The sequence below is a fragment of the Clostridium sp. CTA-1 genome (assembly GCF_054768215.1).
The window spans coordinates 164,049-187,249 of the sequence record NZ_BAAAAP010000002.1 but is presented as its reverse complement, the minus strand read 5'-3'; the positions used below and the strand labels follow the sequence as shown (position 1 = coordinate 187,249).

The window sequence follows — 23,201 nt, the reverse complement described above, 5'->3', positions numbered from 1 at the left end:
TTTTATATAGATAATGTTTTTATTCTAATAAAAAAGAGACTATAGGTCATTAATCCCTATAGTCTCTTTTATAAATATAGTAATGTATATTATAAATTTTTTTAAAAACGTTCTGAAAAATCATACTAATTTGTAACCAAATAAATTTTTCTAATTTAATTTCACTAATAAAAAATTTATATGTTTTATCTACATTTACTTATCTAAATCGATTTGTTTATTTTTAATTCTATTTGCTAAATCTTTAATTTTATGTTCTATGATTTTTGCTGTATTAATAAATTCCTCATCACTTTTACCTGTAGGATCTTCTAACCCCCAATCCTCTGTATGTTTTGCTGGTAAAAATGGACATATCACATTACATCCCATTTTTATAGCAATATCGATTTCAGGAATATCATCTAAAAGCTTGGAAGTATGGCATTCATTCATATCCACTCCGTATAGTTTTTTTATAATTCTTACAGCGTCCTGGTTTATTACTGGTTTAGTTTCTGTTCCAGCAGAATAAGATTCAAAAATATCTGATGCAAATAGCTTTCCTAAAGCTTCTGCCATTTGAGATCTACAAGAATTATGAACGCATATAAAGGCTACTTTGGGTTTCATAAAAAATCACCTCTTTAAATATTTTTTTATAATCATATTGTATTTTTTATAATTTTTCAATATAAAATTGAAAATTATACACTTTTGAGATACCTTTTTAAGAAAATTATAACCTTTACTCTCTCATTGCTTTATTATTATTAATTGAAGTTCCACCTAGACATTCATTTTTTATTCTAATTAAAGGAAAGTTGTTTCCTGGGCAATCTGTTTGATTTAATTCTCTATGTGCATATATTTTATTTATGTTATATTTATTTTGTAAGTAGCAGATTACCTCTTTTAAAGAATTATATTGAGAATTGCCCATTTCCTCTACATTAAATCTTCCTTCCATACAAATGCCAATAGACACGCCATTATAACTTAGGCAATGAGCACCTATAGCATTATCTGGTCTACCTTTATAAATGGATCCATCCCTCTTTATAAAATAATTATATCCACAACCACTCCAGCCATTATTTAAATGCCATGAATGAATATCTTGTATGCTACAACCTGAGGCTTCTGCATGATGTAATATAATCATTTTAGGATTATTACCATAAGTTAATCCCCTAAAATCTAAATTTGAATTTATGATATACATACCTGTTCCCCCTTTATTTAAATTTATAGAGTTATTAAAGATTATTTTATTACTGTGCCAATAAATAAAAGTAATTATTCTAATAAAACTTCACCTAATCTTAAAAATTTAGTTATAAAAAGCCCTCACAATGTAGTATAATCCCCTTATAGTAGACACAAAAAAAGAAAGCATCTTATAATGGTGCTAAAGTATCTACCGTGAGGGGGTTTTTTATATGTCTAAAAAGAATAACCAATATAGTAAAGAATTAAAATTAAAGGCCGTAAATATGTATATTGATAGTGGTATGAGTGCTCTTCAAGTTGCTAAAATTCTAAATGTTAAATGTAAAACACAAATCCAGAGATGGGTTAAATTATACGAAGATAAAGGTAATACTGCATTTGACGAAGAAAATCGTGGTAAAGCCACTGGCCCAAGAAAAGGTAAATCTAAAACAAAATTTCATTCAGTAGAAGAAGAATTAAATTATTTGCGCATGGAAAATGAATTTTAAAAAAAGTTATACTCCCTATCGGAAAAAGAAAGTTAGGAAATTTATTTAATGTTATTAAATCTTTAGCTAATAAATATAGTATTTCTAAACTTTGTAAACTCGCTGGTGTTTCGCGAAGTAGTTATTATAAATGGTTAAATAGATTTAGTATTTCTACCGATAGGGATAAACGTAATAAAATCATAAAAAAACATATTATCCAAATACATAATAAATATAGAGGTACTTATGGGAGAAAGAGGATTTGTATTTATTTAAATAAAATATTGAATTTTCCAGTAAATAATAAAAGAGTATATAGATTAATGAAGAAATTAGGACTTAAATCAGTGATTCGTAAAAAAGTATATAAACGTAAATTTAAGTCATCAAATATTATGGATAATTTATTAGATAGAAATTTTACTGCAAATATGCCATTACAAAGAATATGTATGGATATAACTTATATTCCTATTAATAAAAAAGCAAAAAAATTTCTATATTTAAATGCTGCTAAAGATTTATTTAATGGTGAAATTGTAGCTTATGATGTTAGCACTCGAAACAATATATCTTTAGTTCAAAAAACTGTAAATAAACTTTTAAATATGGATTTGCCTAAGGAATATATTATACACACTGATCAGGGATTTCAATATACGCATAAAAAATATTGCAATCAACTTAAAAATTCTGGGATCATATAATCTATGTCTAGAAAGGGAAATTGTTGGGATAATGCACCTATAGAAAGTTTTTTTAGTAATCTTAAATCAGAACTAATATATTTAATTGATACTGCTGAAATTCATGAATTAACTAAACTAATTGATGAATATATTTATTTTTACAATAACGAACGTATACAACTTAAATTTGGCATGAGTCCAGTTGAATATCGAACTCATGCCTCTTAAAGAGAGCTTTTTTATATTTGTGTACTTGACAGGGTCATATTCACAATGTGAGAGCTTCTTAAATTATTCTTCTATTTTAAATTCTTCTGTATCTGTTGTTATAATCCTAGCAACTTTAAGACTTGAAAGATCTCCATTTTTAGTTTGGAATATGTTCTGATCTATTATAGACTTACCACAATTTTTTATTTCCTCTTCTGTTACATCCTCTTTAACCTTTGGGATCTTTATAGTTGAAGTAGAATCCTCTGTAGTTCTAAAGACTAAATTTAAATATTTTTTTGTACTCATAAGTTATACCCCCTTTTTAATTATTTTAATAATACGTAATTTTCTACTACCCTAGCTTCTGATATGCCCTCTGGCATTAATGGATTTATTGCATCCACTACCTCCATAAGTGCTTCTGGTTCTACAGCTAGTTTTACATTTTTATAGGTAGCCTTTTTCATGATGGCCTTTCCTTTCTTATCTAAGCCATCTTGATATTCTAGAGCCAGATTTCTTTCTAAAAGATTTTTACTTACTGCCATAGTTTGTTACCTCCTTATTTTTTGTTTGTTTTTGTTTTCACCTATATATATGACTAGGAGATATAAACTGCAGTGATTTTTTTAATAAAAGGAGGATATTTTTTTACGTAATCATAACTAAAGATATTCTGAACATATCCGCGTAACAGGTGGTTTTCTAAATATAAAAAGTGAGCATCTCACTTTTTAGTGAAATACTCATCTTTTTGGTGCTCTATAGCTGAAAGTATAGATTTATCAAGGGAATTTAAAGCTTTAGTCAATTCCTCAAGCTTTTTTTCTATCCTTAATAAAAGATATAGAGTAACTGCTATAGGAAATCCCACATTACTTATAAGCATTATTAATTGGTCATACATGGAATTCACCACCCTTTAAGTAGAGAACCCAAATCTACGATTTGGTGTAAATCACTTGCTCAGATGAAGTATGAATCTGAGTTACATTTCCTCTACTCTATCCTTAACTATGCTCTTCAAGTATTTTTTGCAGTTTTTTTATTGCTTTATCTTTAGTGTATCTTACGGAATTATAAGTTTTATTTGTGTCCTCTGCTACTTTATTAAGACTATTATTTTTAATATAAAAATCATTTATAACCTGTTTTTCCTCTTGTGTAAGCTTATCTATTGCTTCATATATCTCCTTTGTTTTTTCATAGGCTATTATTTCATCCTCTATGGTAAACATATATTCATTGCCTTTATTTAATATATTTTCATCTGGTATTTCTCTATGGTGCTTTATCTCTCCTTTTAAGAGAGCTTTATAATTTGTTTTAATTGCATTTATACAATAAGGAACAAACTTACTTTCTTCACCTTTAAACATATTAACAGCCTTTATAACTGAAAGATAACCATGTTGCACCAAATCTTCATACTCATAACATCCTATTCTCCATCTTGATGCCTCTTTCAATATAAGTGGATTAAAATTTTCTATAATTTCATTTAAAGCACTCATATCACCATTTCTATATTTTTCAAGTAAATTATACATTTAAAACCCCCCTCTTTTTTAAGCCATTTCCCAGCCTAATAACTTTCTTTCTAACTTTTCAAAATCATATTCTCTTTGTTCAAAATCATTCCATCTATCCACAGTGTTTTCTTTAGATTTTGTTTTCTTCTTTTTTTCTTTCCATCTTGCTTTGTAAGATTTTATATCCTCAATAGAAGTTAAACCTTTAGAAAACCAAGTATCTAAAATTTTTTCTATGTATCCTATGTTTTTTATATTATTAAATATAGCTTCTTCTATAGCCATAACAATTACATCGTAGCTAAATTTATTACTCCAACCTATAATTTTTTTCCTCTCTATGGGCGCCATTTTGTGTATATTATTTTCAAAAACAGCTATAACATCCCTTATGTTTTTAACATTGGCTCTACAAGATTCAATTTCACCTACTTCTTCCTCTGTAGCTGTTGCATTCTTTCCTGTAGTTGTTGTTATATCTACATCTTTATTAAAATCATCACTTTTTACAGCGTTATTTAACTTAAGCTCTTCTTGACTTTTAAATTCACAATTACTATTTTTGTTTATATTATTATATTTACTCCCTTTTTCTTTATTACTACAACAACTATTGCTTATTACTTCTTCTTTATTATTTATTTCTTTTTGTTTATTATTTATTATTTCTTTACTTACAGAACCCTTATAAGCCCCTTCATCCCCCCTAGCAATATGCTTATTACTAGTTTCTATTTCAATATTTTTATCTATATCTATAGACTTATTTTCAAACTTACTATTTCTATTTATATTCTTATAACCATAGTCACTATTACCATGGTCAGTTATTGAAATATAAATATCTTTAACTTTATTATTTTTGTCCTTAATAAAACTATCTTCTATTTCATAAAATAATTTATCTACTTCTAATCCACTTTTAGAGTATTGAGAATATAATTCCTTAACAAAATTTCTGTTTTTTATCTTTTTAAGTTCCTTATTCACACATTTAATAGCATTAATATTATTAGGTTCATTATATTTAAACCAATTTAGTATAATAATTTCCTTAGTTTCTTCTGAATAAATTATTTTTTTATATTCCTCAAATTTTTTAATAAGATTATCCACAGTTTCTCTATTATATCCTGTTTCATTCTCTATAATTTTTTTAGGTAGTTCATAAATTCCACATTGTGAAGTATTAGCATTAGTTAATAAGTAGAGATAAAAATATTTTTCTTCTGGTTCTAATTCCACCACAAAACCATCCTTCCAAAATTCTGTATAAAGCTGTCTGTATTTAGCCATTATTATATCCCCCTTATACAATACTATTTTTAATGTTTTATCCGATGACTATTCTTTTTAGCATTAATCTGTTGACTTTTGTAACCTGACAGCAACAACATCTATAAAAAAAATAGCTTGTTTATAGATTCATTAGGAAAAGCCCTAATTATACCTGCTATTAATTCTGGACCAGCCCCCCTTTTTCCATTAATCCACCTACTTATAGTTGCATTTGAAACTCCTGCTTTTTTAGCAAATTTATTTTGTGACCAATTATTTTTATTAATAAGCTCTAAAATATATTTTTTATTAGGTTGCAATTTATATCCCTCCACTTTTGTTTCTATTAAGTTACAATACAATCTTACCAGATACTGTAACCACATGTCAAATATATCACTGCTATTTCTATTGCCTATCGGTAACATTTATTGTATAATTGTTTTGTAGGAGGATTGTTATTATGAAATTTGGTGAATTTTTTAAAAATATTAGAACAGAAAAAGGATTATCTCAAAGGCAACTTGCTGAACTCTCTCATATAAGCAACACAGAGATTTCCCGCATAGAATCTGGTGAGCGCCGAAATCCTTCACCTAATACATTAAAATCACTAGCACCACATCTTGGAATAAGTTATGGTGAATTAATGATTAAAGCAGGTTATATTGATGAAAGTATAGAGCATGAAAAATATACTGAACATATTTTTAGAAAGGCTGATGGAGAATTAGCAGACACCATAAGATTAGCAAAAACTATCCATGATAAAGACTCTGAAATTTTAACTATTATGAATAGAGTTGCCTGTGAATTACCTAAAGAAGATATAAAAGCTATAAAAGAATTTGCAAACTTTTATTTAACTAAAAACAAGAATAAATAATTATTTGTTTTTTCCTTTACTTGGTAATTGATTCGTATTATAATAGAACTATAGAACATTTGTTCTTTTATAATATGGAGGGATCACATGGATAATTATTATAAAAATAAATATTATACTTTAGATAAAATCCCTAAGCATAGGATTGATTATATAAATAAAAGAGTACAAATTTTTATAGAATATTTTAAATTAAAACATTGGCCCTTAGATTGTGTTGAACTTATATTAAAAATTGAAAAAAATCAAAGTTTACCTATACAAATAAAATCAATGGCTAATTTATCGGATAGTTTTGATGTAGCTACAGTATATTCAAAAGAAAATAATAGTTTTTTAATAATTGTTAATAGAAATAAAATCCATTATCCATTCAAAATTTCCAAACACTGCAGACTTAACTTTACATTAGCTCATGAACTAGGTCATATTTATTTAAGACATCATGAATTACCACAAAACTGTAAAACAGAAAGGGATTTATATATAGAAGAATTAGAGGCTGACGAATTTGCTGGCAAAATACTTATGCCTAAAAACAAAATATACACCGGTAATTTTAAATCTATTAAAGAAGTGGCAAAATATTTTAATGTTTCAGAGAGCGCTGTACTAAAAAGATTAACCAATATTAAATGCTCTAATTTAACATATTCAAGACTTAAAAGCTATGAAAATATAGAAATAAGTTTCTAAGATAATTGTTACAAAATTTATTAAACATTTTTCTAAATAAATTAAAAAGCTTACAATTATAAATTATAATGATACTAAAATTGTTTTTTAATGTCAAAAATAAAGATACTTGTGATTTTCACACAGGTATCTTTTTTATATCTTTATTATCAAAGTGTTTTCTATTCAAAAGTTAAGGTAATTATTTTTGAATTATTTATATCATCTTCCTCCTCTACCCAAGAATAAGGTCCCTCTTTACCTATAGATCTATAAACTTTATTAACTACATTCTCTAAATCATATACATCTTTATTAAAGTTTAATATATTTATACTTACATCTTTTTTTCCTTTAACCACCGCTTGTTGTATAGTAGAATAAAATTCATCATAATTATGTATTGTTAATATTGTATTTCCATTACCATCCTTTTCTGATAAGCCTAAATTTTTAAAGTTAAATTTTGTACTGTTACATTTAGGATAACTCTTTTCATCCCATTGATGAGTCTTTTTTATTTGAGCATCAGAAATATTAAAATAAGTATGTCTAGGTGTATTAGAACCATCTTCATTTATAGGGTCATCCCAAGTTACATCTAAATGGTGATATTGTCCTCCAATTTTAACTAAATTCCAGGCATGTCCACTCCAATTTTCTTCCGTAATAACACTACCAACTATAATTTTCGATTCTATGTTAGCAGCATCTAAAAGTCTTTTCATAGCATCGGAATATCCAACGCAAGCCCCTAATTTATTTATTAATACACCATAGGCCGTGTTAGATTCCTTAGGCATAGAGCCCTTATCAATTCTAACATCATATTTTGCATTATTAACTAGATAATCATGTAGTGCTAATTCTTTTTCATAATCTTTCATTCCTGGTTTAATTACTTTACTTATAATTTCTTTAACTTTAGCTTGTACGGCTTTTTCTCTATTCTTTAATACTTTCACATCTTCTGAATATTTAAAATCAATGTTCATTTCTATTGGAATTGTAAGTACTTTTTCATTTCCTTCAGCATCAATACAAATATCATTTAATTGTGGATTATTGCGTAAAACTTTTTCAACAGTATCTATATTATAATATGAGTCATCCTCCATATCTGTAATAGCTACAGTTAATTTTTCATCATAATTACACATAGCCTTCTCTATAGCTTTATAATACTCCTCCTTATTTGTAACCCTTACTACTCCTTCAGGTAATTTAGCATAACTACTAAGTCTATAGTTTATAAAAACTACTCCTGCTATTAAAAGTATAAAAACTACTAAAAAAACTTTAAATATTATCTTGAAAATTTTCTTTGATTGCATCAATATCTCCTCTTGTTTAATTTATTTCGTCTATAAAATATAGCAAAAATTCCCCTATCTATAGATATCATAATTATCTCAATAATTCAATAAAAATATGGAGATTATCAAATTACTTTCCAATATATAAACCATATATGTTCACATTTAGTAAATTTAAACTTTACTTTATACTAACTTTATACTATAATTATCCTAATCTTTTTCTTAACTTCAAATTTTATTAAGTATTGTTTTAATTTCACTTCTTAAAATTCTATACTATTCATTATAATTTCATTTTTAAACCCATATATTTTAATTTAAAGGAGGCTATGTAAATTAATGAATACAAAAAAAATCACTTCTAAAATTTTATCTTCAATTTTTATATTAATTTTAATTATTTTTATTCCATTTAAAAAAGTATTAGCTGCTCCAAAAGTTACTAGACTTTATGGTCAGGATAGATATCAAACCAGCAAAGAAATAGTAAAATCCGGTTGGTCAGTTTCTAAAAATTTAGTAATAACTAGCGGTGAAGATTTTGCAGATGCTCTATGCGCAGTTCCTTTAGCTAAACAACTAAACTCTCCAATCCTTTTAAATTCTAAATCTAAATTAAATAATGATCAAATACAGCAAATCAAAAATTTAAAAGTAGAAAAAGTATTTATTATTGGTGGCTATGGTAGCATATCTAAATCTATTGAGGATAAATTAAGAAAAAATTATAATCTTAATGTTATTAGACTAAGTGGTAAAAATAGATATGAAACTTCTATAAGTGTTGCAAATTATATGTATAATAATTTTACTATAAGTGACAATATAGTTGTTGCCTCTGGAAATGGCTTTGCAGATGCCCTTTCTATTGCCCCTATAGCAGCTAAAAAAGGTTTTCCTATTATATTATCCCCAAAGGATACATTTTTAGATGAAACAAGTAAATTTTTAAGTAATAAAAAAATTTCTAAATCTTATATAGTCGGCGGATCTGGAGTTATTAATGATTCTGTTTTATCTAAATTTCCTTTTTCAGAAAGAATTGGCGGAACAGATAGATATGATACAAATTCAAAAATAATTAACCATTTTACTGATTATGACTATACTAATGTTTATGTAGCTTCTGGGGAAAATTTTCCTGATGCATTATCTGGGGCAGCTCTAGCAGCTAAAAATTCCTCTTTTATTATATTAACGTCAAAATCTCCGAGTAATGCTACACAAAACTTTACATATAATATTTGCAAAAAAAATTCTTCTAATAAAAATCTTATAGTATTAGGCGGAACTGGAGTTATTCCTAACAAAAGCATAAAAAAACTTACCACAAAAGAAGAAGACTATTTTGGCAACAAAATAAACGGTTCTTCCATAATTTATGATAGGGGATACATATATTATAAAAAAACAAGTGACAAAGATTCACTACATAGAATAAAAGAAGATGGAAGCAATGATACTAAAATAATTAATGATCCTGTTTGTAATACAATAATAGATAAAAATTATATTTATTATAATATTTTTTCATTTAATAATTCTAATGGACTTTATAGAACAACTCTAGATGGAAAAAACAAAATAAAACTAAGCGATGATAACTTCTTCCCTTTTTTCATAGCATTAGAGGGTAATTATATTTACTATATTAAAAATTTAGAAGATGGAGAAGCAGAGCTATGGAAAATGAAAACTGATGGTTCAAGTAAAAGCAAAATCTCCTTTAATATTAAAGAGGAACATTCTATAGATAAGGGCTATGGTTTTTGTATAAAAAATGGATGGATATATGCTAATATTTATATTTCCAAAAATGCTGATGAGGTTGAATCTAAGTTTATAATGGCTAAAACTGATGGAAGTGAAGTTAGAGTAATTGCTGATGAACCTTTTATTCGTTTTCAACCAGTAGATGATTATATTTATTATAGTACTTCAAATGGCATATACAAAATAAAAAATGATGGAACAAATAACACATTACTGACCTCAAATAAATACAAAAATAATAACATATTTAATTTAAATGTATGCAATGATTATATTTATTACTCTGTTATCGCCGACGAACATGATGCTTATTTAAATGGCATATATAAAATGAATCTTGATGGTACTGGAGAAACAAGGCTTATTCAAACCCAAGCTCTATATTTATGGACTACCCCTAAATGGATATACTTTGATACCGGAGAAGGAATATCTAGAATTAACTATCTTGGAGAGGAACTTTACAAAATCAAATAAAAATTTATTAAGATTATAAAAACATAAAATTCATTTAATCACGATTTATTATTGTAAAAATAAAAAACTATATATTTCAAATTATATTTTAAAAGGAGAAATACATATGAAAGACGCAAATTATTTTATAGAAAAACTAGACATGACAGCTCATCGTGAAGGTGGGTATTATAAAGAAAGTTTTATTTCTGCTGAAAATATAACTGATTCAGATTTAACAACAACTTTTGAGGATAAAAGAATACTGTGGACTAGTATATATTTTTTATTAAGAAATGGAGAAGTATCTAATTTTCATAGATTAAAATCTGATGAAATGTGGTATTATCATAGTGGTTCTCCTTTAACCATATATATGATTACTCCTGAAGGTGAACTTATAACTGAGCAATTAGGTTTAGATATAGAAAAAGGTGAAAAACCTCAAGTTTTAGTACCTAAAAACTACATCTTTGGATCTGCAATGAATAACAAAGGATATGCTCTTGTTGGCTGTATGGTATCTCCCGGATTTGAGTTTAGGGACTTTGAATTATTTGAAAGGGATACTCTTTTAAATCTATATCCTAAATATAAAGAAACAATAGAAAAATTAACTAGAGCTTAGTTTCTTGATTAAATAATAAAGAGAGTTTGCACAAATAATAAACATAAATTGTCAATATCATTAATAAAAAAATTAAGGTGGAATATTATGAGTATTAAAAAATCTATAGACGACTTAGGAAAATTATTTGGTAAAACTATTTTAGAAAATGATAAAAATATTGATACCAAAAAAATTGGTTCAACAGATTTATTTAAAATAATTTTAAATAAATTATTTTATGAAGGCAATTATGATAAGGCAGAAGATTTAATCTTTGAGGAATTAGAAAAGAATGATTCACCTGAAGTATATGAAATAGCCGTGGAATTTTACAATGTCTTACTGAAAAAGAGTGATGAAGAATTGAATGAAAGTAACTTTTCAAGAGAGGAAATTTATCAAGGATTAGATGACATAAAAAGGTTTAAAGCTAACTAATTTATCCGATGACTACCCGCTCTAACACTCCCATCTTCTTCAAAGTGGGCGTAAAGAGCGGGTACGTCCCTGGATAACGATTTCTAAGCTTTAGTGGGAGTAAAAACTCCATCTAAAGCCAAGAACTCTGTTTATAGATCTAATGAATTTAAAGATTGTTTGTGTTAATGAAGTGCACTCAAAATGTTAGATTAAAATAGCTAGCATTTTGAGTGCACTTCTATAGATTTTATTCTCTTATATTTCAGAAGCATCATAACCCGTAGCTTTTACAGCATGTATTAATTCAAAAACTTCAACATCTTTCCCCTCTTCTAATGTAATAAAGGCTCTTTTCTTAAAATGGCTCACCTTTACTTTTTTTACTCCATCTACTTTTTGAAGAGCTTCTTTAACTGCAATTTCGCAATGATTGCACATCATTCCTTCTACTTTTAATTCTATTTCTTTTCCTGTAGATTTTTTATTAAAAAACATATGAACACTTCCTTTGTATAGTTTTGATAACAAATTTCATTATCATTAAAATTATAACATTTATTCTTTATTTTATAAATAACTCTCTAAATTTTAATTAAGACTGTCTATATTTAAGAATAGTTTTTATATTATTGTAATTTTAATAGAACCTTATTCATAATGTTCCATTAAGCCATATTTTTTTGAATTACGCACAAAAAAAATACCACAACATTCATTTACTTTTCAATAATGTGATATTTAAAAATGTTATTCATTTTTTTATAAACTTATATTATTAAACTATAAATTGAAATTTGTAATTATATCCAGATAGCAAAATCTTTGTATTTAAAAGTCCCACTGCCGTGATGCAATTTACCTTCCGATTCCAGATGTCTAAAAGCATCCCGCATTCTAATGAGTATTTCTGGATGTATATCCAAACTATGATGCGCTGGAAAAACCTTTTTTACTGGAAGTGTTGCAACTCTCTCAATTGATTTCAAATAGGCTTTCGGATCAGTAGAAGGATAATAAGCAAATAAAGTATCTTTATAAACTAAATCACCTGTGAAAAGATAACCGCGTTCCTTTTCAAAAAAACATATGTGTCCTGGTGAATGACCAGGCGTATGTAACACTTGAATAGAACGTCCTCCTATATCAATGATATCATTATCTTTTAGAACCATTGTAGGCGTACCTTGAAAGAATCTGTAATTGTCCACATTATAACCTTCTGGCAAATCGCAACGATCTACTACCATGTCCTTGATTTGTTCCAAAGTTAGTGGAAATTCTCCATTTAGCCAGTTTAACTCATCCTCATGAGCATAAAAGTCAGGAAAAAACTTATGCCCGCCGATATGATCCCAATGAATATGAGTTGCCACAGCAGTTACTGGTTTGTCAGTCAGCTTTATCACTTCATCATAAATATTGCAAATACCAAGACCAGTATCAAGCAATAGGCTTCTTTCAGTACCATTTAAAAGATAAGCATGTGTTTCTTCCCAATGTCGGTATTCACTGATGATATGTGTATCCTTATCAATATGATCTATTGTAAACCAATTGTCCATTTAACTTGTCCTTCTTTCCATTTCATTGAATCTGTAAATAAATCACAACAAAATTCAATTTATTCACTATTAAACTATAACATATATTTATCACACTCTTCAATTTTCAAAGGATATTTTTATTAATTACTAGGAGATATTTCCTTGATAATATTTTTTATCTTCTTAATTGATGCTTCATCATCGTTATATCCCTTAATGATAGTAATTTCTTTTATATATTCATCTCTACCTAGTAAATATCTATTAGAAAGGAGTCTTACAGGTAACCCTTTGATTTTCATAAGGTCAATAATATCACCAACTCTATCATTTATGTAAAATCAATAAAGCTAAATTTATTTTATTGCCTTAGTAGCAAAGTATTTTGCACTATACTGGCAAATTTTGTCGCTATCCACATCTTCATAAAAATCAGTAATTAGAAAACCTACCTTCGTTTGTCCCCCAATTAATGCCTCTAGGGTATGACTATATTCAATAGCATTTTTATCTCTTACAAATTCTTCTATGCCTTTTTCATCAAGCTCATCAAATGAATTAAATGGTAACTTATTTGTCACCTGGAATATACCCTTATCCCACTTTTCTCCATTAAATAGATAAATAAATGGATTAACTGTTCCAAAAAGAAATAATCCACCTTTTTTTAATACTCTATAGCTCTCCTTGAATACAGGTAAAACATCTGGAATATATGTAACTGAAACTGGGCAATATACCATATCAAAGCTATTATTATTAAACTGTGATAGATCACACATATCCCCCTGAACAGTTTTTAAATTAAGATCTTCACGACTTGCAACAAATTCATCTTGCTTTAATTGATTTAATGAGATATCAAGGACAGTTACATTTGCTCCAGTAGCTGCCAAAATTGGTGCTTGCTGACCTCCACCACAAGCAAGACAAAGAATTTTAAGTCCCTCCATTTTTTGTGGGAACCACTCCCTCGGAACGTTTTTAATGGCGGTCAATTTAATTCCAAATACTCCATTACGTGCCTTTTCTATATCTTCACTTGTCACTGGGACTGTCCAACACATGCCATCGTTTACACGCTTATCCCAAGCAATTTCATTTTGTATAATTACTTTCCTATTATTCATTACTGCACCTCTCTAATATTTTAGTTTGCAAAAATACTTTTTGTATTATTATTTATATCACGCTTACAAGTCTAGCCAAAACTCCCCCCTAACTCTAAACCCCTTCTAAATAATATTGTATTCTTCCGTTATAGTATACTCAAGATAAAATATGATTCTATATCATTTTATAGAATTAGGGGCGCATATTTGCACCCCTTTAATCATTTTTTATAAATTATTTGTTTTATTGAATGGATAGAAAGACAATATTCATCTGCTAGTTCTGTCATGGCAGAACCCTGTTTGTACTTACTCATAATTTCCTTATTCCTATGTATCAGAACATTACGAGCTCCTGATCTCTCTCCCCATTTTTTATAGCTGGATTTTAGTGCAGGAATATATAAATATTCCCCTTGAATATATTTCTGTACTTCAAGCAATAAATGCTTAGGCAGTACCTTATTTGCATTTTGATATTTCATACAAGCTCCACCCCTAAATATTTAAAATAAATAGGATACAAAGCCATATGTATCGAACTTCTACTAGCAGCTCAATACTCCATACAAAGCGCCGCTTCAATCACACACTGGCTTTGCATGGAGTAAATCAATTTTTTGACCTCCTAATCATTATTTTTCCTCCTAACTTATTCATCTTCCATAATTGCTAATATTAAATATATTAACGTTAGAAAGTATTAATTAAATTATACTATATTTAACAGATATGGAACAACATATTATTCGTTTTACACAGATCATTGTTCATATTTCATCTTGCATGATTTCATCCTTTTAATTAAATAAAGCAGTGCCTTGCATTATAAAATACATAGGCACTGTTTTATTTTACTTTTCTTTATAATTTAATTTTCTATCTCTATTTTTGTTGAATAATTTTTTGATCTCCTACAGGTTTCATGCCATTAAATTTAATATTTCTAACATCTGAGAAACATAATCCTATCATCCCTTGGAGATTAACGGTAGCACCAGCATTAATATTTTGCCAGTTACCAGATTTTATTGTAACTGTAGTAAAATCTCCATTGTCTTTTAAAGTATAGTTTCCTCCCCAAGAAGATTTGTATAATGCTGACTTTGGTAAATCAAAGGATACTTCCCATCCTCCTTTAATTTCTTTGCCTGTATAATTTTTCACCTTTATATCATAAGTGTAATTTGGATGATCATAGCTACCACCGAAGTCCACTGAAACATTTATAGGTTCTAGTGAATTATTAGAATCCTCTGGTGTTTTATTGCATGCTCCCATATTAGTTAAGCCATTATTTAATCTCTTAGTTAAAGTATCACCAAAAGTATACTTACCTTTATTTATATCACTTGAACCTTCTTCATAGTTAGGATTTAATCCATAATCACCGTTCATAACCCAAATTAATGCTCCACCTAGATTTTTATTTTTAATATAATTAAGTCTTTCATCAATAGATCTTTCATTCTCAAAAGATAAGAAAACTCTCTCTTGATTTTGCCAAACATATGGCACCTTTTCTACATCATCCCAATATACTTTTAAATTTTTATCCTTTTCCATAAGGTTTAATACATGCCATAATGGGTTAGCACCTGCTGGCTCTAGCTTTCCATCGTTATCTAAATCGTCTCCCCAGATATTATACTTACCAGATGCAGGGGTTCTACTTGATCCATGAAGTCCATTTTGTCCACCTTGTACATTTTCCCATCCTCTAGTATAGTATGGTATACCCATTAATATTTTTTCAGGTGGCAAAACTCCTCTGTAATATCTATAAGCCCAATCCACACAAAGTGTTGGCATGATTTGACTGGCAGTTTCCCTATCTTTTGGATCTGGATAAATACCTGCTAAATTTTCAACATATTCATTCCATCCGCCATGATAGTCATAGGACATAACACTTAAGAAATCTAGATACTTAGCATAGCTGTTATCTTTGACTCCACCAAGTACCCAAGGTGATGCTGTAACTGCAGCAGATAATATATAATCTTTATTATCCTTTTTAGAAGCCGCATCTATTTTTTCCCTTAATGTTTTCATGAGTATATTATATCTCTCATTTAATTTAACCCTTCTAGGTTCAGATAAGTCAAAATCCGCTGGATTTCCTGACTGACTTGTTGAAGATGGATATTCAAAGTCAATATCAACACCATCAAAGTTATACTTTTTTATAAAATCAACGCAAGAATCTGCAAAGGTATTTATTCCTTCATCCGTATCAAGCATTGTATAGAATCCTCTACTTCCAGCCCACCCACCTACTGATATAAGCAAATTAACATCAGGATATTGTTTTTTCATAGTTTGTAATAAATTAAAGTGTCCTTTATACGGGAGATTTGGATCTAACTCTACCTTTTTCCCTTTATAAGATAAATTATGATTTTTAAATTCCTCTTCCAGTGCGGCATGTTTGTCCCCTAATTTAATTTTATTTGTAGCTTGATCCACCATTGCAAAGGAATATTGAATATGAGTTAAAGAATCCCATTGCAAATCAGTAACCTTAAAATACCCTTGAGCTTCACTATTATAGGCCCACTCTGGGAAATATCCAATTAACTTTCTTTCTAAATCTTTATTATTAACAGTTTGTTTAACTTCATTTTTAGTATTTTTATTTTCAATATTTTTTGCCTCTACTTTTGTTGTCAAAAGCGACAGTGAAAATGTAGCAGCCATAATACCAGCTACTAATTTTATTAATTTGGTGTTTTTCATTGTAAATCCTCCTATTTTATTTCTATATTATAATACTATGCTATGATAATCTTGCTATTTGGTTTCAAATATGAATTTGGGCTATATTGTCTCAGTAACTATTCAAATTAATATCATTCATATCTAACACCTCCATTTTTTTAATATATTTATCTTCTCGATTACCTTTCTGAGTTCTTTACATAAATAACCATAAAAACATATTTAAACAATTTCATACATTATATTTAATTAATTATAAAATATAGTATAAACATTTTATTTTCTATATTAAATAAAATATTTATTTTTCTAACTTTCATATACTTACCTAACTTTACAAAAAACTATATAATTAGAACCTTTACCTAATATACAAAAATAATATTAGAAAAAACTGAAAGATTATTTGTAAAATTACATAAAAAATACTAGAAAAAATTTTAAATATTTTAGTTGACAAAATTATTCTAATACTCTATTATAATATTAATCAAGTAATCACATAGGAATACTAGGTATTGATAAATGCTATGATAAGAAATAGTAACATAAGGTAATCTAACAGAGAGAAATCTTCTTGGCTGAAAGGGATTTTAAGTGTAACTTATGTGAATGCATCTTTGAGCACTGTCTCGAAATATAGTAGACGACAGCGTGTACGCCCGTTAAAGCGTTGAGGTATTATTGTATCAAAATGAGATGTTATTGTATTGTATATTTCTTACAATAATAATTAGAGTGGAACCGCGGAAGTTAACTTCTGCCTCTAAAAATTTAGAGGCAGAAGCTTTTTTATTATTAGCTTTATTTATTAATTTCTCTCTCCCCTAGCAAGTAATGTATTTGTGATGAATCTATTATATTTGGAGAGGTTGAGGAAAATTAATATTCATATAACTTAACAGAACTAAATTAATTTATAGGAGGATTATTATGAATTCTTTACAGTATTTTGATTCTATAGCACCAAATTGGAATGTAATACGAAGTGAGTATTTTGAAGAAAGATTAAAGTATAAAATTTTATCAATAACTAATATAAAAGATAAAATTGTAGGTGATTTAGGCTGTGGTACGGGTTTTGTTTCATTAGCGGTGGCAAACGAAGCAAGCATAGTATTTTCTATAGATAATTCTATAAATATGCTTAAGGAATTATCAGTTTCTGCTTCAAAAAAAGATTATAAAAATATATATCCTATAAAATCATCCCTTGATAACTTAGCAATATTTGATGAATCACTAAATGTAGTATTTATAAACATGGCACTTCACCATATAAAGGATGCAAAAAAAGCTATTGCAGAAATGTACAGAGTTCTTAAAAAGGATGGAGTAGTTGTTATATCAGATGTTAGAGAGCACAATGGTGAATGGGCAAAGGAAGAAATGTTTGATGAATGGCTTGGATTTTCAAAGGAACAAATGACAAATTGGTTAGAAGATGCTGGATTTGAAAATATAGAAATAGAAAATACAAATTTAAGCTGTAAGGGATATTCAAGTAAAGGTGAATACACTGAGACAGGTATATTTTTAGCTAGTGCAGTGAAATTATAATAATATCTAATTAATAAGTAACTAAGAAGTTAAATTATAATGAAATCTAATTAATAAATAATATTAAGAAGCGAATTGTAATAAAATTTAAATATAAATATAAAGAAACAAACATCATAACACAATTTGAAAATGAATAATAAAATTTTAGATTGAAATAACTGAACATTAAAGTTATTTCAATCTAAAAAAACAAGTAAGAACTGTAATCACAATTAATTTTTAAGGAGGAATAAAAAAATGAAAATTGAATCATTATTAATTCATGGTGGAATAGATGGAGATAAGCATACAGGTGCAGTAAATGTACCTATTTATCAAACTTCAACTTACAAACAATTTAAGTTTGGAGAAAATACAGGATATGAGTATTCAAGAACAGGAAATCCAACAAGGGAAGCTTTGGAAAAACTTGTAGCAGAACTTGAGGAAGGATATAGAGGTTTTGCCTTTGCTTCAGGATTAGCTGCTATAACCGCTGTTTTATCACTATTTAAGTCAGGAGATAGAATAGTAATTTCAAATAATGTATACGGTGGAACTTTTAGAGTTTTAGATAAGGTGTTTAACCACTTTGATATAAAATATTCTATAGTTGATACTTCTAACTTAGATGAAGTAAAAAATAGTATAGATGAAACTGTGAAAGCTATATATATAGAAACTCCTACTAATCCTCTTATGGATATAACTGATATAGAAGCAATATCAAAAATAGCTAAGGAAAAAGGTATATATACTATAGTTGATAATACCTTCATGACTCCTTACCTACAAAAACCAATAAGCCTTGGAGCAGATATAGTTATTCATAGTGCTACAAAATATCTAGGAGGACATAGTGATATAGTTTCAGGTATTGCCGTTGTAAATAGTGAAGAACTAGCTGAAAGACTTCATTTTATACAAAATTCTACTGGTGGAATTCTAGCACCCTTTGATTCTTTCCTTTTAATTAGAGGAATCAAAACATTAGCAATAAGAATGGATAAACACAATTCAAATGCAAAACTTATTGCTGAATTTTTAAGAGAAAGAGATGAAGTAGTAAAAGTATATTATCCTGGTTTTGATACTCATCCAGGACATAAAATTCAATCAAAACAAGCTAATGGATATGGTGGAATGATATCCTTTGTTCTTAAAGATGGTTATGATTATAAAAAGTTTTTTGAAGGTCTTAAGATGGTAACCTTTGGAGAAAGCTTAGGAGGAGTTGAATCTTTAGCTTGCCATCCAGCTTCTATGACTCACGGTGCTATACCTTATGAATTAAGACAAAAAGTTGGTATTGTAGATAATTTAATAAGATTATCCGTTGGTATAGAAAATGCTGACGATTTAATAGAAGATTTAAAAAATGCATTTAAGGAGAGTAGATAAAATGGTTAAAGTAGAAAGTTTTTCATTAGATCATACAAAGGTTAAGGCCCCTTTTGTAAGGAAATGTGGAACTCAAAAAGGTGAAATGGGTGACACAATTACGAAATTTGATTTAAGATTTTCACAACCTAATGAGGAAGAAATGCCAACTGGCGCAGTTCATACCCTAGAACATTTACTAGCAGGTTATATGAGAGAAAAAATGGATAATATCATAGATATTTCTCCAATGGGTTGCAGAACAGGATTTTATTTGATAGCTTGGGGAGAAGTTGAAGTTGATACTGTTATTGAAGCACTAAATTACTCATTAAATAAAGTTATAGAAACAAAAGAAGTTCCTGCAACTAATGCAGTTCAGTGCGGAAACTATAGAGATCATTCCCTATTTTCAGCAAAAGAATATGCAAAACATGTTTTAAACCAAGGTATTAGCAATGAAGTATTTAGATAGTATTAAAGAACTTATAGGCAATACCCCTATTCTAAAACTTAACAATTTAAATATTAAACCTGGCGTTAATGTTTTTGTAAAACTTGAAACCAATAATCCTGGTGGAAGTGTAAAGGATAGAATAGGAATTTATATGATCGAACAGGCTGAAAAAGAAGGGAAACTAAAAAAAGGATATACAATAGTTGAAGCCACTGCTGGTAACACTGGAATTGGAGTAGCTCTTGCGGCAATAAATAAGGGATACGATGTAATATTTGTAGTTCCTGAAAAATTCTCCGTGGAAAAGCAAACATTAATGAGAGCTTTAGGTGCTAAAATAATAAATACCCCTAAAAAAGATGGCATGTTAGGTGCTGTTGCAAAAGCTAATGAACTATTAGAAACTATAGAAAACTCCATAAGTTTAAAACAATTTGAAAATGAAGCAAATCCCCTTGCTCACTATAAAACAACTGGTCCAGAAATATATGAAGATATGGATGGTAAAATAGATTATTTTGTTTCTGGTGCTGGAAGTGGCGGTACTTTTACAGGAGTTATGAAATTTCTTAAAGAAAAAGATGAAAATATTAAAGGAATCTTAGCTGACCCAAAGGGCTCTACTATGGGCGGTGGAGAAAAAGAATCCTATGATATTGAAGGCATTGGAAATGACTTTATACCTGATACTATGGATATGGACTTAGTGGATAAAGTTATAAAAGTTAATGATGAAGAAGCTTATGAGATGGTTAAACTTCTAGCCTTAAAGGAAGGTCTTATTGTTGGTAGTTCATCTGGCGCTGCAGTATCCGTTGCATTAAAGTTAGCTGAAGAAATAGACAAAGGCAATATAGTTACTATTCTTCCTGACAGAGGAGATAGATATTTTAGTAAGAATATTTATTAGATGTTATAACTAATATTAAAAAGCCTTAATTATCATTTGTATTGGTAATTAAGACTTTTTAATCAATCATATAATCTTTTAAATTCTATGGTGTTAATGCTAATGGAATTATTATTGATATGGCATACTCATTATTACATAATATTGAAGAATTGGTATAAATTTTACTACCTCTACATTCTATCTTATCTATATATTCAACTATAACATTCTTATAATCAATATATGTTTTAGCTTTTATTTCTCTAAAATCTTCTTTTTTCCTTGCAATTATTACATAACCTCCATCATCTTCATACTTGTTTCTATTAGCTCCATATCCTATATCTAGTATTTGTAATATTCCTAGTATTGTTTCTTGAACTTCCTGTGGTATAGCTTTCAAAATTTCTTTTTCCCCTAAATATGCTACTTCTAACATGTTATTACCTCCCATACCATGATTATACACACATTTGTTTTTATTAATATAGGATGTACCTATGGTTCCGTTTCTCCTATATTTGTTACGATATAGCAGCAAAATCAAATAATTATTGCATTATCGCAGCAGCAATGTTATAATACATTACGAGGTGATGTTATGTCTGAATTGGGATTATACTTACGCTCCTTAAGAGAAATTAAACACTTAAGTATGAATGATGTATATAAAGAAACATCAATTACTAATTCTAAACTTAGTAGAATTGAAAGTGGTTCAGTTGAAGAACCATCTGCAATTACGCTAAAAAAGCTAGCTAATTTATATAATGTTGATGTCATAAATTTATTTACTTTAGCTGGATTTCTTGATAAATCAGATTTGTTAAATTACAAAAAAGTATTCCTTAATGTAGATTTGTTAACTGATGAAGAAAAAGAACTCATTCAACAGCAGATAAATCTTCTTACGAAACAACGAGCCAATACTGAAAGGGTTAAAAATATGAACTTTAGATTAGGAGAATTATTCTGTGGACCAGGTGGAATAGCTTGGGGGGCAACTAATGCACGTATCGCTGATAACAACTTCTCTATCGTTCATCAATGGTCTAACGACTATGATAAAGATACCTGTGAAACTTATCGCCGCAATATATGTCCTGAGCACCCTAACACTGTATATCATGCAGATATTCGTAAATTTGATATGACTTCTTTACCACCAATTGATGCTTTAGCATTTGGATTTCCATGTAATGATTATAGTGTTGTAGGTGAGCAAAAAGGGATGGATGGCGTATTTGGCCCTTTATATTCTTATGGAATTAAAGCACTAAAACAATTTCAACCTATGTGGTTTTTAGCAGAAAATGTAGGAGGATTACGAAATGCTAATGATGGTCGAGCATTCGCCAAAATATTAGATGAACTAAGAAATGCAGGATACACTCTTACTCCTCACCTATATAAATTTGAGGAGTATGGTATACCACAAGCAAGACACAGAATTATTATTGTTGGCATACGTAACGATTTAGATATTGTATATCACGTTCCATCCCCTGCTCCTTATGCTCATTTAGATAACACTTGTAGAAATTCTATCGAGAATCCGCCGATTCCAGATGATGCATTCAACAATGAAAGAACACGTCAGTCAGATGTTGTTGTACGCCGTCTACAACATATTCTTCCTGGACAAAATGCTTTTACTGCCGACTTACCTGAAGAACTAAGGCTTAATGTTAAAGGGGCCAAAATAAGTCAAATTTATAAGCGTTTAGATCCTACAAGACCTGCTTACACAGTAACCGGAAGCGGTGGCGGCGGAACACATATTTACCACTGGGAGGAGCCACGTGCTTTAACAAATAGAGAACGTGCACGACTTCAAACCTTTCCAGATACTTACGAATTTTTAGGTTCAAAAGAAAGCGTTCGTAAACAAATTGGAATGGCTGTTCCTTGTAGAGGTGCTCAAATTATTTTTGAAGCAATACTCAATTCATTTGCTGGAATTGAGTATGAAAATATTCCTGCCAATATAAATGAATAATAGGAACAGAGCTGGATA

The 23,201-nt window shown here is 28.6% G+C and carries 28 protein-coding genes, 1 pseudogene and 1 other annotated feature; of the genes and pseudogenes, 13 read left to right on the top strand and 16 right to left on the bottom strand.

Annotation, left to right across the window (positions count from 1 at the left end; genetic code table 11):
* Positions 1 to 195: 195 nt before the first annotated feature.
* Together ACYUEW_RS02425 and ACYUEW_RS02420 are read right to left on the bottom strand one after the other, a co-directional pair.
* Positions 196 to 612 (bottom strand): arsenate reductase ArsC, encoded by a 417-nt coding sequence (locus ACYUEW_RS02425; RefSeq protein ID WP_043031541.1) that lies wholly within the window; start codon positions 610 to 612, stop codon positions 196 to 198.
* A 115-nt stretch (positions 613 to 727) separates the two neighbouring features.
* A complete protein-coding gene (locus ACYUEW_RS02420) occupies positions 728 to 1,204 on the bottom strand; it encodes a peptidoglycan recognition protein family protein (RefSeq protein WP_460276175.1) in 477 nt (158 codons plus the stop codon).
* A 217-nt stretch (positions 1,205 to 1,421) separates the two neighbouring features.
* On the opposite strand from ACYUEW_RS02420, the gene ACYUEW_RS02415 reads away from it, so the two are divergent.
* From ACYUEW_RS02415 to ACYUEW_RS02405, 3 genes are read left to right on the top strand one after another with little or no spacing between them, the layout of a single operon-like run.
* Positions 1,422 to 1,703: a transposase gene (locus ACYUEW_RS02415; protein WP_085333170.1), complete on the top strand. Its 282-nt coding sequence runs from the start codon at positions 1,422 to 1,424 to the stop codon at positions 1,701 to 1,703.
* Positions 1,697 to 2,392 carry an IS3 family transposase gene (locus ACYUEW_RS02410; protein ID WP_460276199.1) on the top strand — a complete coding sequence of 232 codons (696 nt, stop codon included), beginning with the start codon at positions 1,697 to 1,699 and terminating at the stop codon, positions 2,390 to 2,392. The genes ACYUEW_RS02415 and ACYUEW_RS02410 overlap by 7 nt, the downstream gene beginning before the upstream one ends.
* 3 nt (positions 2,393 to 2,395) lie before the next feature.
* The gene (locus ACYUEW_RS02405) at positions 2,396 to 2,602 is read left to right on the top strand and encodes an IS3 family transposase (protein ID WP_093481290.1); all 207 of its coding nucleotides are present in this window, start codon (positions 2,396 to 2,398) and stop codon (positions 2,600 to 2,602) included.
* A 63-nt stretch (positions 2,603 to 2,665) separates the two neighbouring features.
* Here the strand turns inward: ACYUEW_RS02405 and ACYUEW_RS02400 are convergent, their stop codons facing one another.
* The 6 genes from ACYUEW_RS02400 to ACYUEW_RS02375 all read right to left on the bottom strand — a co-directional run bounded on the left by ACYUEW_RS02400 (position 2,666) and on the right by ACYUEW_RS02375 (position 5,717).
* Entirely contained in the window at positions 2,666 to 2,893 is a 228-nt protein-coding gene (locus ACYUEW_RS02400) for a DUF2922 domain-containing protein (RefSeq protein WP_085333169.1), read from the bottom strand.
* A 20-nt stretch (positions 2,894 to 2,913) separates the two neighbouring features.
* Positions 2,914 to 3,135 carry a DUF1659 domain-containing protein gene (locus ACYUEW_RS02395; protein ID WP_003488854.1) on the bottom strand — a complete coding sequence of 74 codons (222 nt, stop codon included), beginning with the start codon at positions 3,133 to 3,135 and terminating at the stop codon, positions 2,914 to 2,916.
* Positions 3,136 to 3,314: 179 nt separating this feature from the next.
* Positions 3,315 to 3,494 (bottom strand): YvrJ family protein, encoded by a 180-nt coding sequence (locus ACYUEW_RS02390; protein ID WP_003488852.1) that lies wholly within the window; start codon positions 3,492 to 3,494, stop codon positions 3,315 to 3,317.
* A 103-nt stretch (positions 3,495 to 3,597) separates the two neighbouring features.
* Positions 3,598 to 4,137, bottom strand: a complete 540-nt coding sequence (locus ACYUEW_RS02385; protein WP_003488850.1) for a sigma-70 family RNA polymerase sigma factor — start codon at positions 4,135 to 4,137, stop codon at positions 3,598 to 3,600.
* 18 nt (positions 4,138 to 4,155) lie between these two features.
* Positions 4,156 to 5,415: a DnaD domain-containing protein gene (locus ACYUEW_RS02380; protein ID WP_460276174.1), complete on the bottom strand. Its 1,260-nt coding sequence runs from the start codon at positions 5,413 to 5,415 to the stop codon at positions 4,156 to 4,158.
* A gap of 101 nt (positions 5,416 to 5,516) precedes the next feature.
* Positions 5,517 to 5,717: a helix-turn-helix domain-containing protein gene (locus ACYUEW_RS02375; RefSeq protein WP_042386246.1), complete on the bottom strand. Its 201-nt coding sequence runs from the start codon at positions 5,715 to 5,717 to the stop codon at positions 5,517 to 5,519.
* 143 nt (positions 5,718 to 5,860) lie between these two features.
* Here ACYUEW_RS02375 and ACYUEW_RS02370 point away from each other — a divergent pair, with 143 nt between their 5' ends.
* Together ACYUEW_RS02370 and ACYUEW_RS02365 are read left to right on the top strand one after the other, a co-directional pair.
* A complete protein-coding gene (locus ACYUEW_RS02370) occupies positions 5,861 to 6,283 on the top strand; it encodes a helix-turn-helix domain-containing protein (RefSeq protein ID WP_003488846.1) in 423 nt (140 codons plus the stop codon).
* 87 nt (positions 6,284 to 6,370) lie between these two features.
* Positions 6,371 to 6,979 carry an ImmA/IrrE family metallo-endopeptidase gene (locus ACYUEW_RS02365; protein ID WP_085333168.1) on the top strand — a complete coding sequence of 203 codons (609 nt, stop codon included), beginning with the start codon at positions 6,371 to 6,373 and terminating at the stop codon, positions 6,977 to 6,979.
* Positions 6,980 to 7,140: 161 nt separating this feature from the next.
* On the opposite strand, the gene ACYUEW_RS02360 is transcribed toward ACYUEW_RS02365, so the two are convergent.
* Positions 7,141 to 8,292 (bottom strand): transglutaminase domain-containing protein, encoded by a 1,152-nt coding sequence (locus ACYUEW_RS02360; RefSeq protein ID WP_003488844.1) that lies wholly within the window; start codon positions 8,290 to 8,292, stop codon positions 7,141 to 7,143.
* A gap of 324 nt (positions 8,293 to 8,616) precedes the next feature.
* On the opposite strand from ACYUEW_RS02360, the gene ACYUEW_RS02355 reads away from it, so the two are divergent.
* From ACYUEW_RS02355 to ACYUEW_RS02345, 3 genes are all read left to right on the top strand, one after another.
* Positions 8,617 to 10,527, top strand: a complete 1,911-nt coding sequence (locus tag ACYUEW_RS02355; protein ID WP_460276173.1) for a cell wall-binding repeat-containing protein — start codon at positions 8,617 to 8,619, stop codon at positions 10,525 to 10,527.
* Between the two features lie 106 nt (positions 10,528 to 10,633).
* Positions 10,634 to 11,134: a cupin domain-containing protein gene (locus tag ACYUEW_RS02350; RefSeq protein WP_460276172.1), complete on the top strand. Its 501-nt coding sequence runs from the start codon at positions 10,634 to 10,636 to the stop codon at positions 11,132 to 11,134.
* Between the two features lie 87 nt (positions 11,135 to 11,221).
* Positions 11,222 to 11,554, top strand: a complete 333-nt coding sequence (locus ACYUEW_RS02345; protein ID WP_085333166.1) for a DUF6483 family protein — start codon at positions 11,222 to 11,224, stop codon at positions 11,552 to 11,554.
* Between the two features lie 237 nt (positions 11,555 to 11,791).
* Here ACYUEW_RS02345 and ACYUEW_RS02340 read toward each other — a convergent pair whose 3' ends face one another.
* From ACYUEW_RS02340 to ACYUEW_RS02315, 6 genes and pseudogenes are all read right to left on the bottom strand, one after another.
* Positions 11,792 to 12,031: a heavy-metal-associated domain-containing protein gene (locus ACYUEW_RS02340; RefSeq protein ID WP_003488840.1), complete on the bottom strand. Its 240-nt coding sequence runs from the start codon at positions 12,029 to 12,031 to the stop codon at positions 11,792 to 11,794.
* A 305-nt stretch (positions 12,032 to 12,336) separates the two neighbouring features.
* Positions 12,337 to 13,098 (bottom strand): MBL fold metallo-hydrolase, encoded by a 762-nt coding sequence (locus ACYUEW_RS02335; RefSeq protein ID WP_003488839.1) that lies wholly within the window; start codon positions 13,096 to 13,098, stop codon positions 12,337 to 12,339.
* A 131-nt stretch (positions 13,099 to 13,229) separates the two neighbouring features.
* Positions 13,230 to 13,415 (bottom strand): annotated as a pseudogene (locus ACYUEW_RS02330) (radical SAM protein); the annotation flags it as partial.
* 21 nt (positions 13,416 to 13,436) lie between these two features.
* Positions 13,437 to 14,210, bottom strand: a complete 774-nt coding sequence (locus tag ACYUEW_RS02325) for a class I SAM-dependent methyltransferase (RefSeq protein ID WP_265203401.1) — start codon at positions 14,208 to 14,210, stop codon at positions 13,437 to 13,439.
* Between the two features lie 203 nt (positions 14,211 to 14,413).
* Entirely contained in the window at positions 14,414 to 14,677 is a 264-nt protein-coding gene (locus ACYUEW_RS02320; RefSeq protein ID WP_003488836.1) for a CD3324 family protein, read from the bottom strand.
* Positions 14,678 to 15,077: 400 nt separating this feature from the next.
* On the bottom strand, positions 15,078 to 16,931 hold the full coding sequence (locus ACYUEW_RS02315; RefSeq protein ID WP_460276171.1) for a glycosyl hydrolase family 18 protein: 1,854 nt from the start codon (positions 16,929 to 16,931) through the stop codon (positions 15,078 to 15,080).
* Between the two features lie 503 nt (positions 16,932 to 17,434).
* Positions 17,435 to 17,684 (top strand) — a binding site (T-box leader).
* A 162-nt stretch (positions 17,685 to 17,846) separates the two neighbouring features.
* Between ACYUEW_RS02315 and ACYUEW_RS02310 the strand changes: the two genes are divergently transcribed.
* The 4 genes from ACYUEW_RS02310 to cysK all read left to right on the top strand — a co-directional run bounded on the left by ACYUEW_RS02310 (position 17,847) and on the right by cysK (position 21,202).
* Positions 17,847 to 18,473, top strand: a complete 627-nt coding sequence (locus tag ACYUEW_RS02310; protein ID WP_460276170.1) for a class I SAM-dependent methyltransferase — start codon at positions 17,847 to 17,849, stop codon at positions 18,471 to 18,473.
* A 240-nt stretch (positions 18,474 to 18,713) separates the two neighbouring features.
* A complete protein-coding gene (locus ACYUEW_RS02305; RefSeq protein ID WP_460276169.1) occupies positions 18,714 to 19,856 on the top strand; it encodes a trans-sulfuration enzyme family protein in 1,143 nt (380 codons plus the stop codon).
* A gap of 1 nt (position 19,857) precedes the next feature.
* Positions 19,858 to 20,310: an S-ribosylhomocysteine lyase gene (locus tag ACYUEW_RS02300; protein ID WP_460276168.1), complete on the top strand. Its 453-nt coding sequence runs from the start codon at positions 19,858 to 19,860 to the stop codon at positions 20,308 to 20,310.
* Positions 20,294 to 21,202 carry a cysteine synthase A gene (gene cysK / locus ACYUEW_RS02295; protein ID WP_460276167.1) on the top strand — a complete coding sequence of 303 codons (909 nt, stop codon included), beginning with the start codon at positions 20,294 to 20,296 and terminating at the stop codon, positions 21,200 to 21,202. The genes ACYUEW_RS02300 and cysK overlap by 17 nt, the downstream gene beginning before the upstream one ends.
* 85 nt (positions 21,203 to 21,287) lie before the next feature.
* Here the strand turns inward: cysK and ACYUEW_RS02290 are convergent, their stop codons facing one another.
* Positions 21,288 to 21,623 carry a hypothetical protein gene (locus tag ACYUEW_RS02290; RefSeq protein ID WP_460276166.1) on the bottom strand — a complete coding sequence of 112 codons (336 nt, stop codon included), beginning with the start codon at positions 21,621 to 21,623 and terminating at the stop codon, positions 21,288 to 21,290.
* 162 nt (positions 21,624 to 21,785) lie between these two features.
* Here ACYUEW_RS02290 and dcm point away from each other — a divergent pair, with 162 nt between their 5' ends.
* On the top strand, positions 21,786 to 23,183 hold the full coding sequence (dcm, locus tag ACYUEW_RS02285; RefSeq protein ID WP_460276165.1) for a DNA (cytosine-5-)-methyltransferase: 1,398 nt from the start codon (positions 21,786 to 21,788) through the stop codon (positions 23,181 to 23,183).
* Positions 23,184 to 23,201 lie beyond the last annotated feature (18 nt).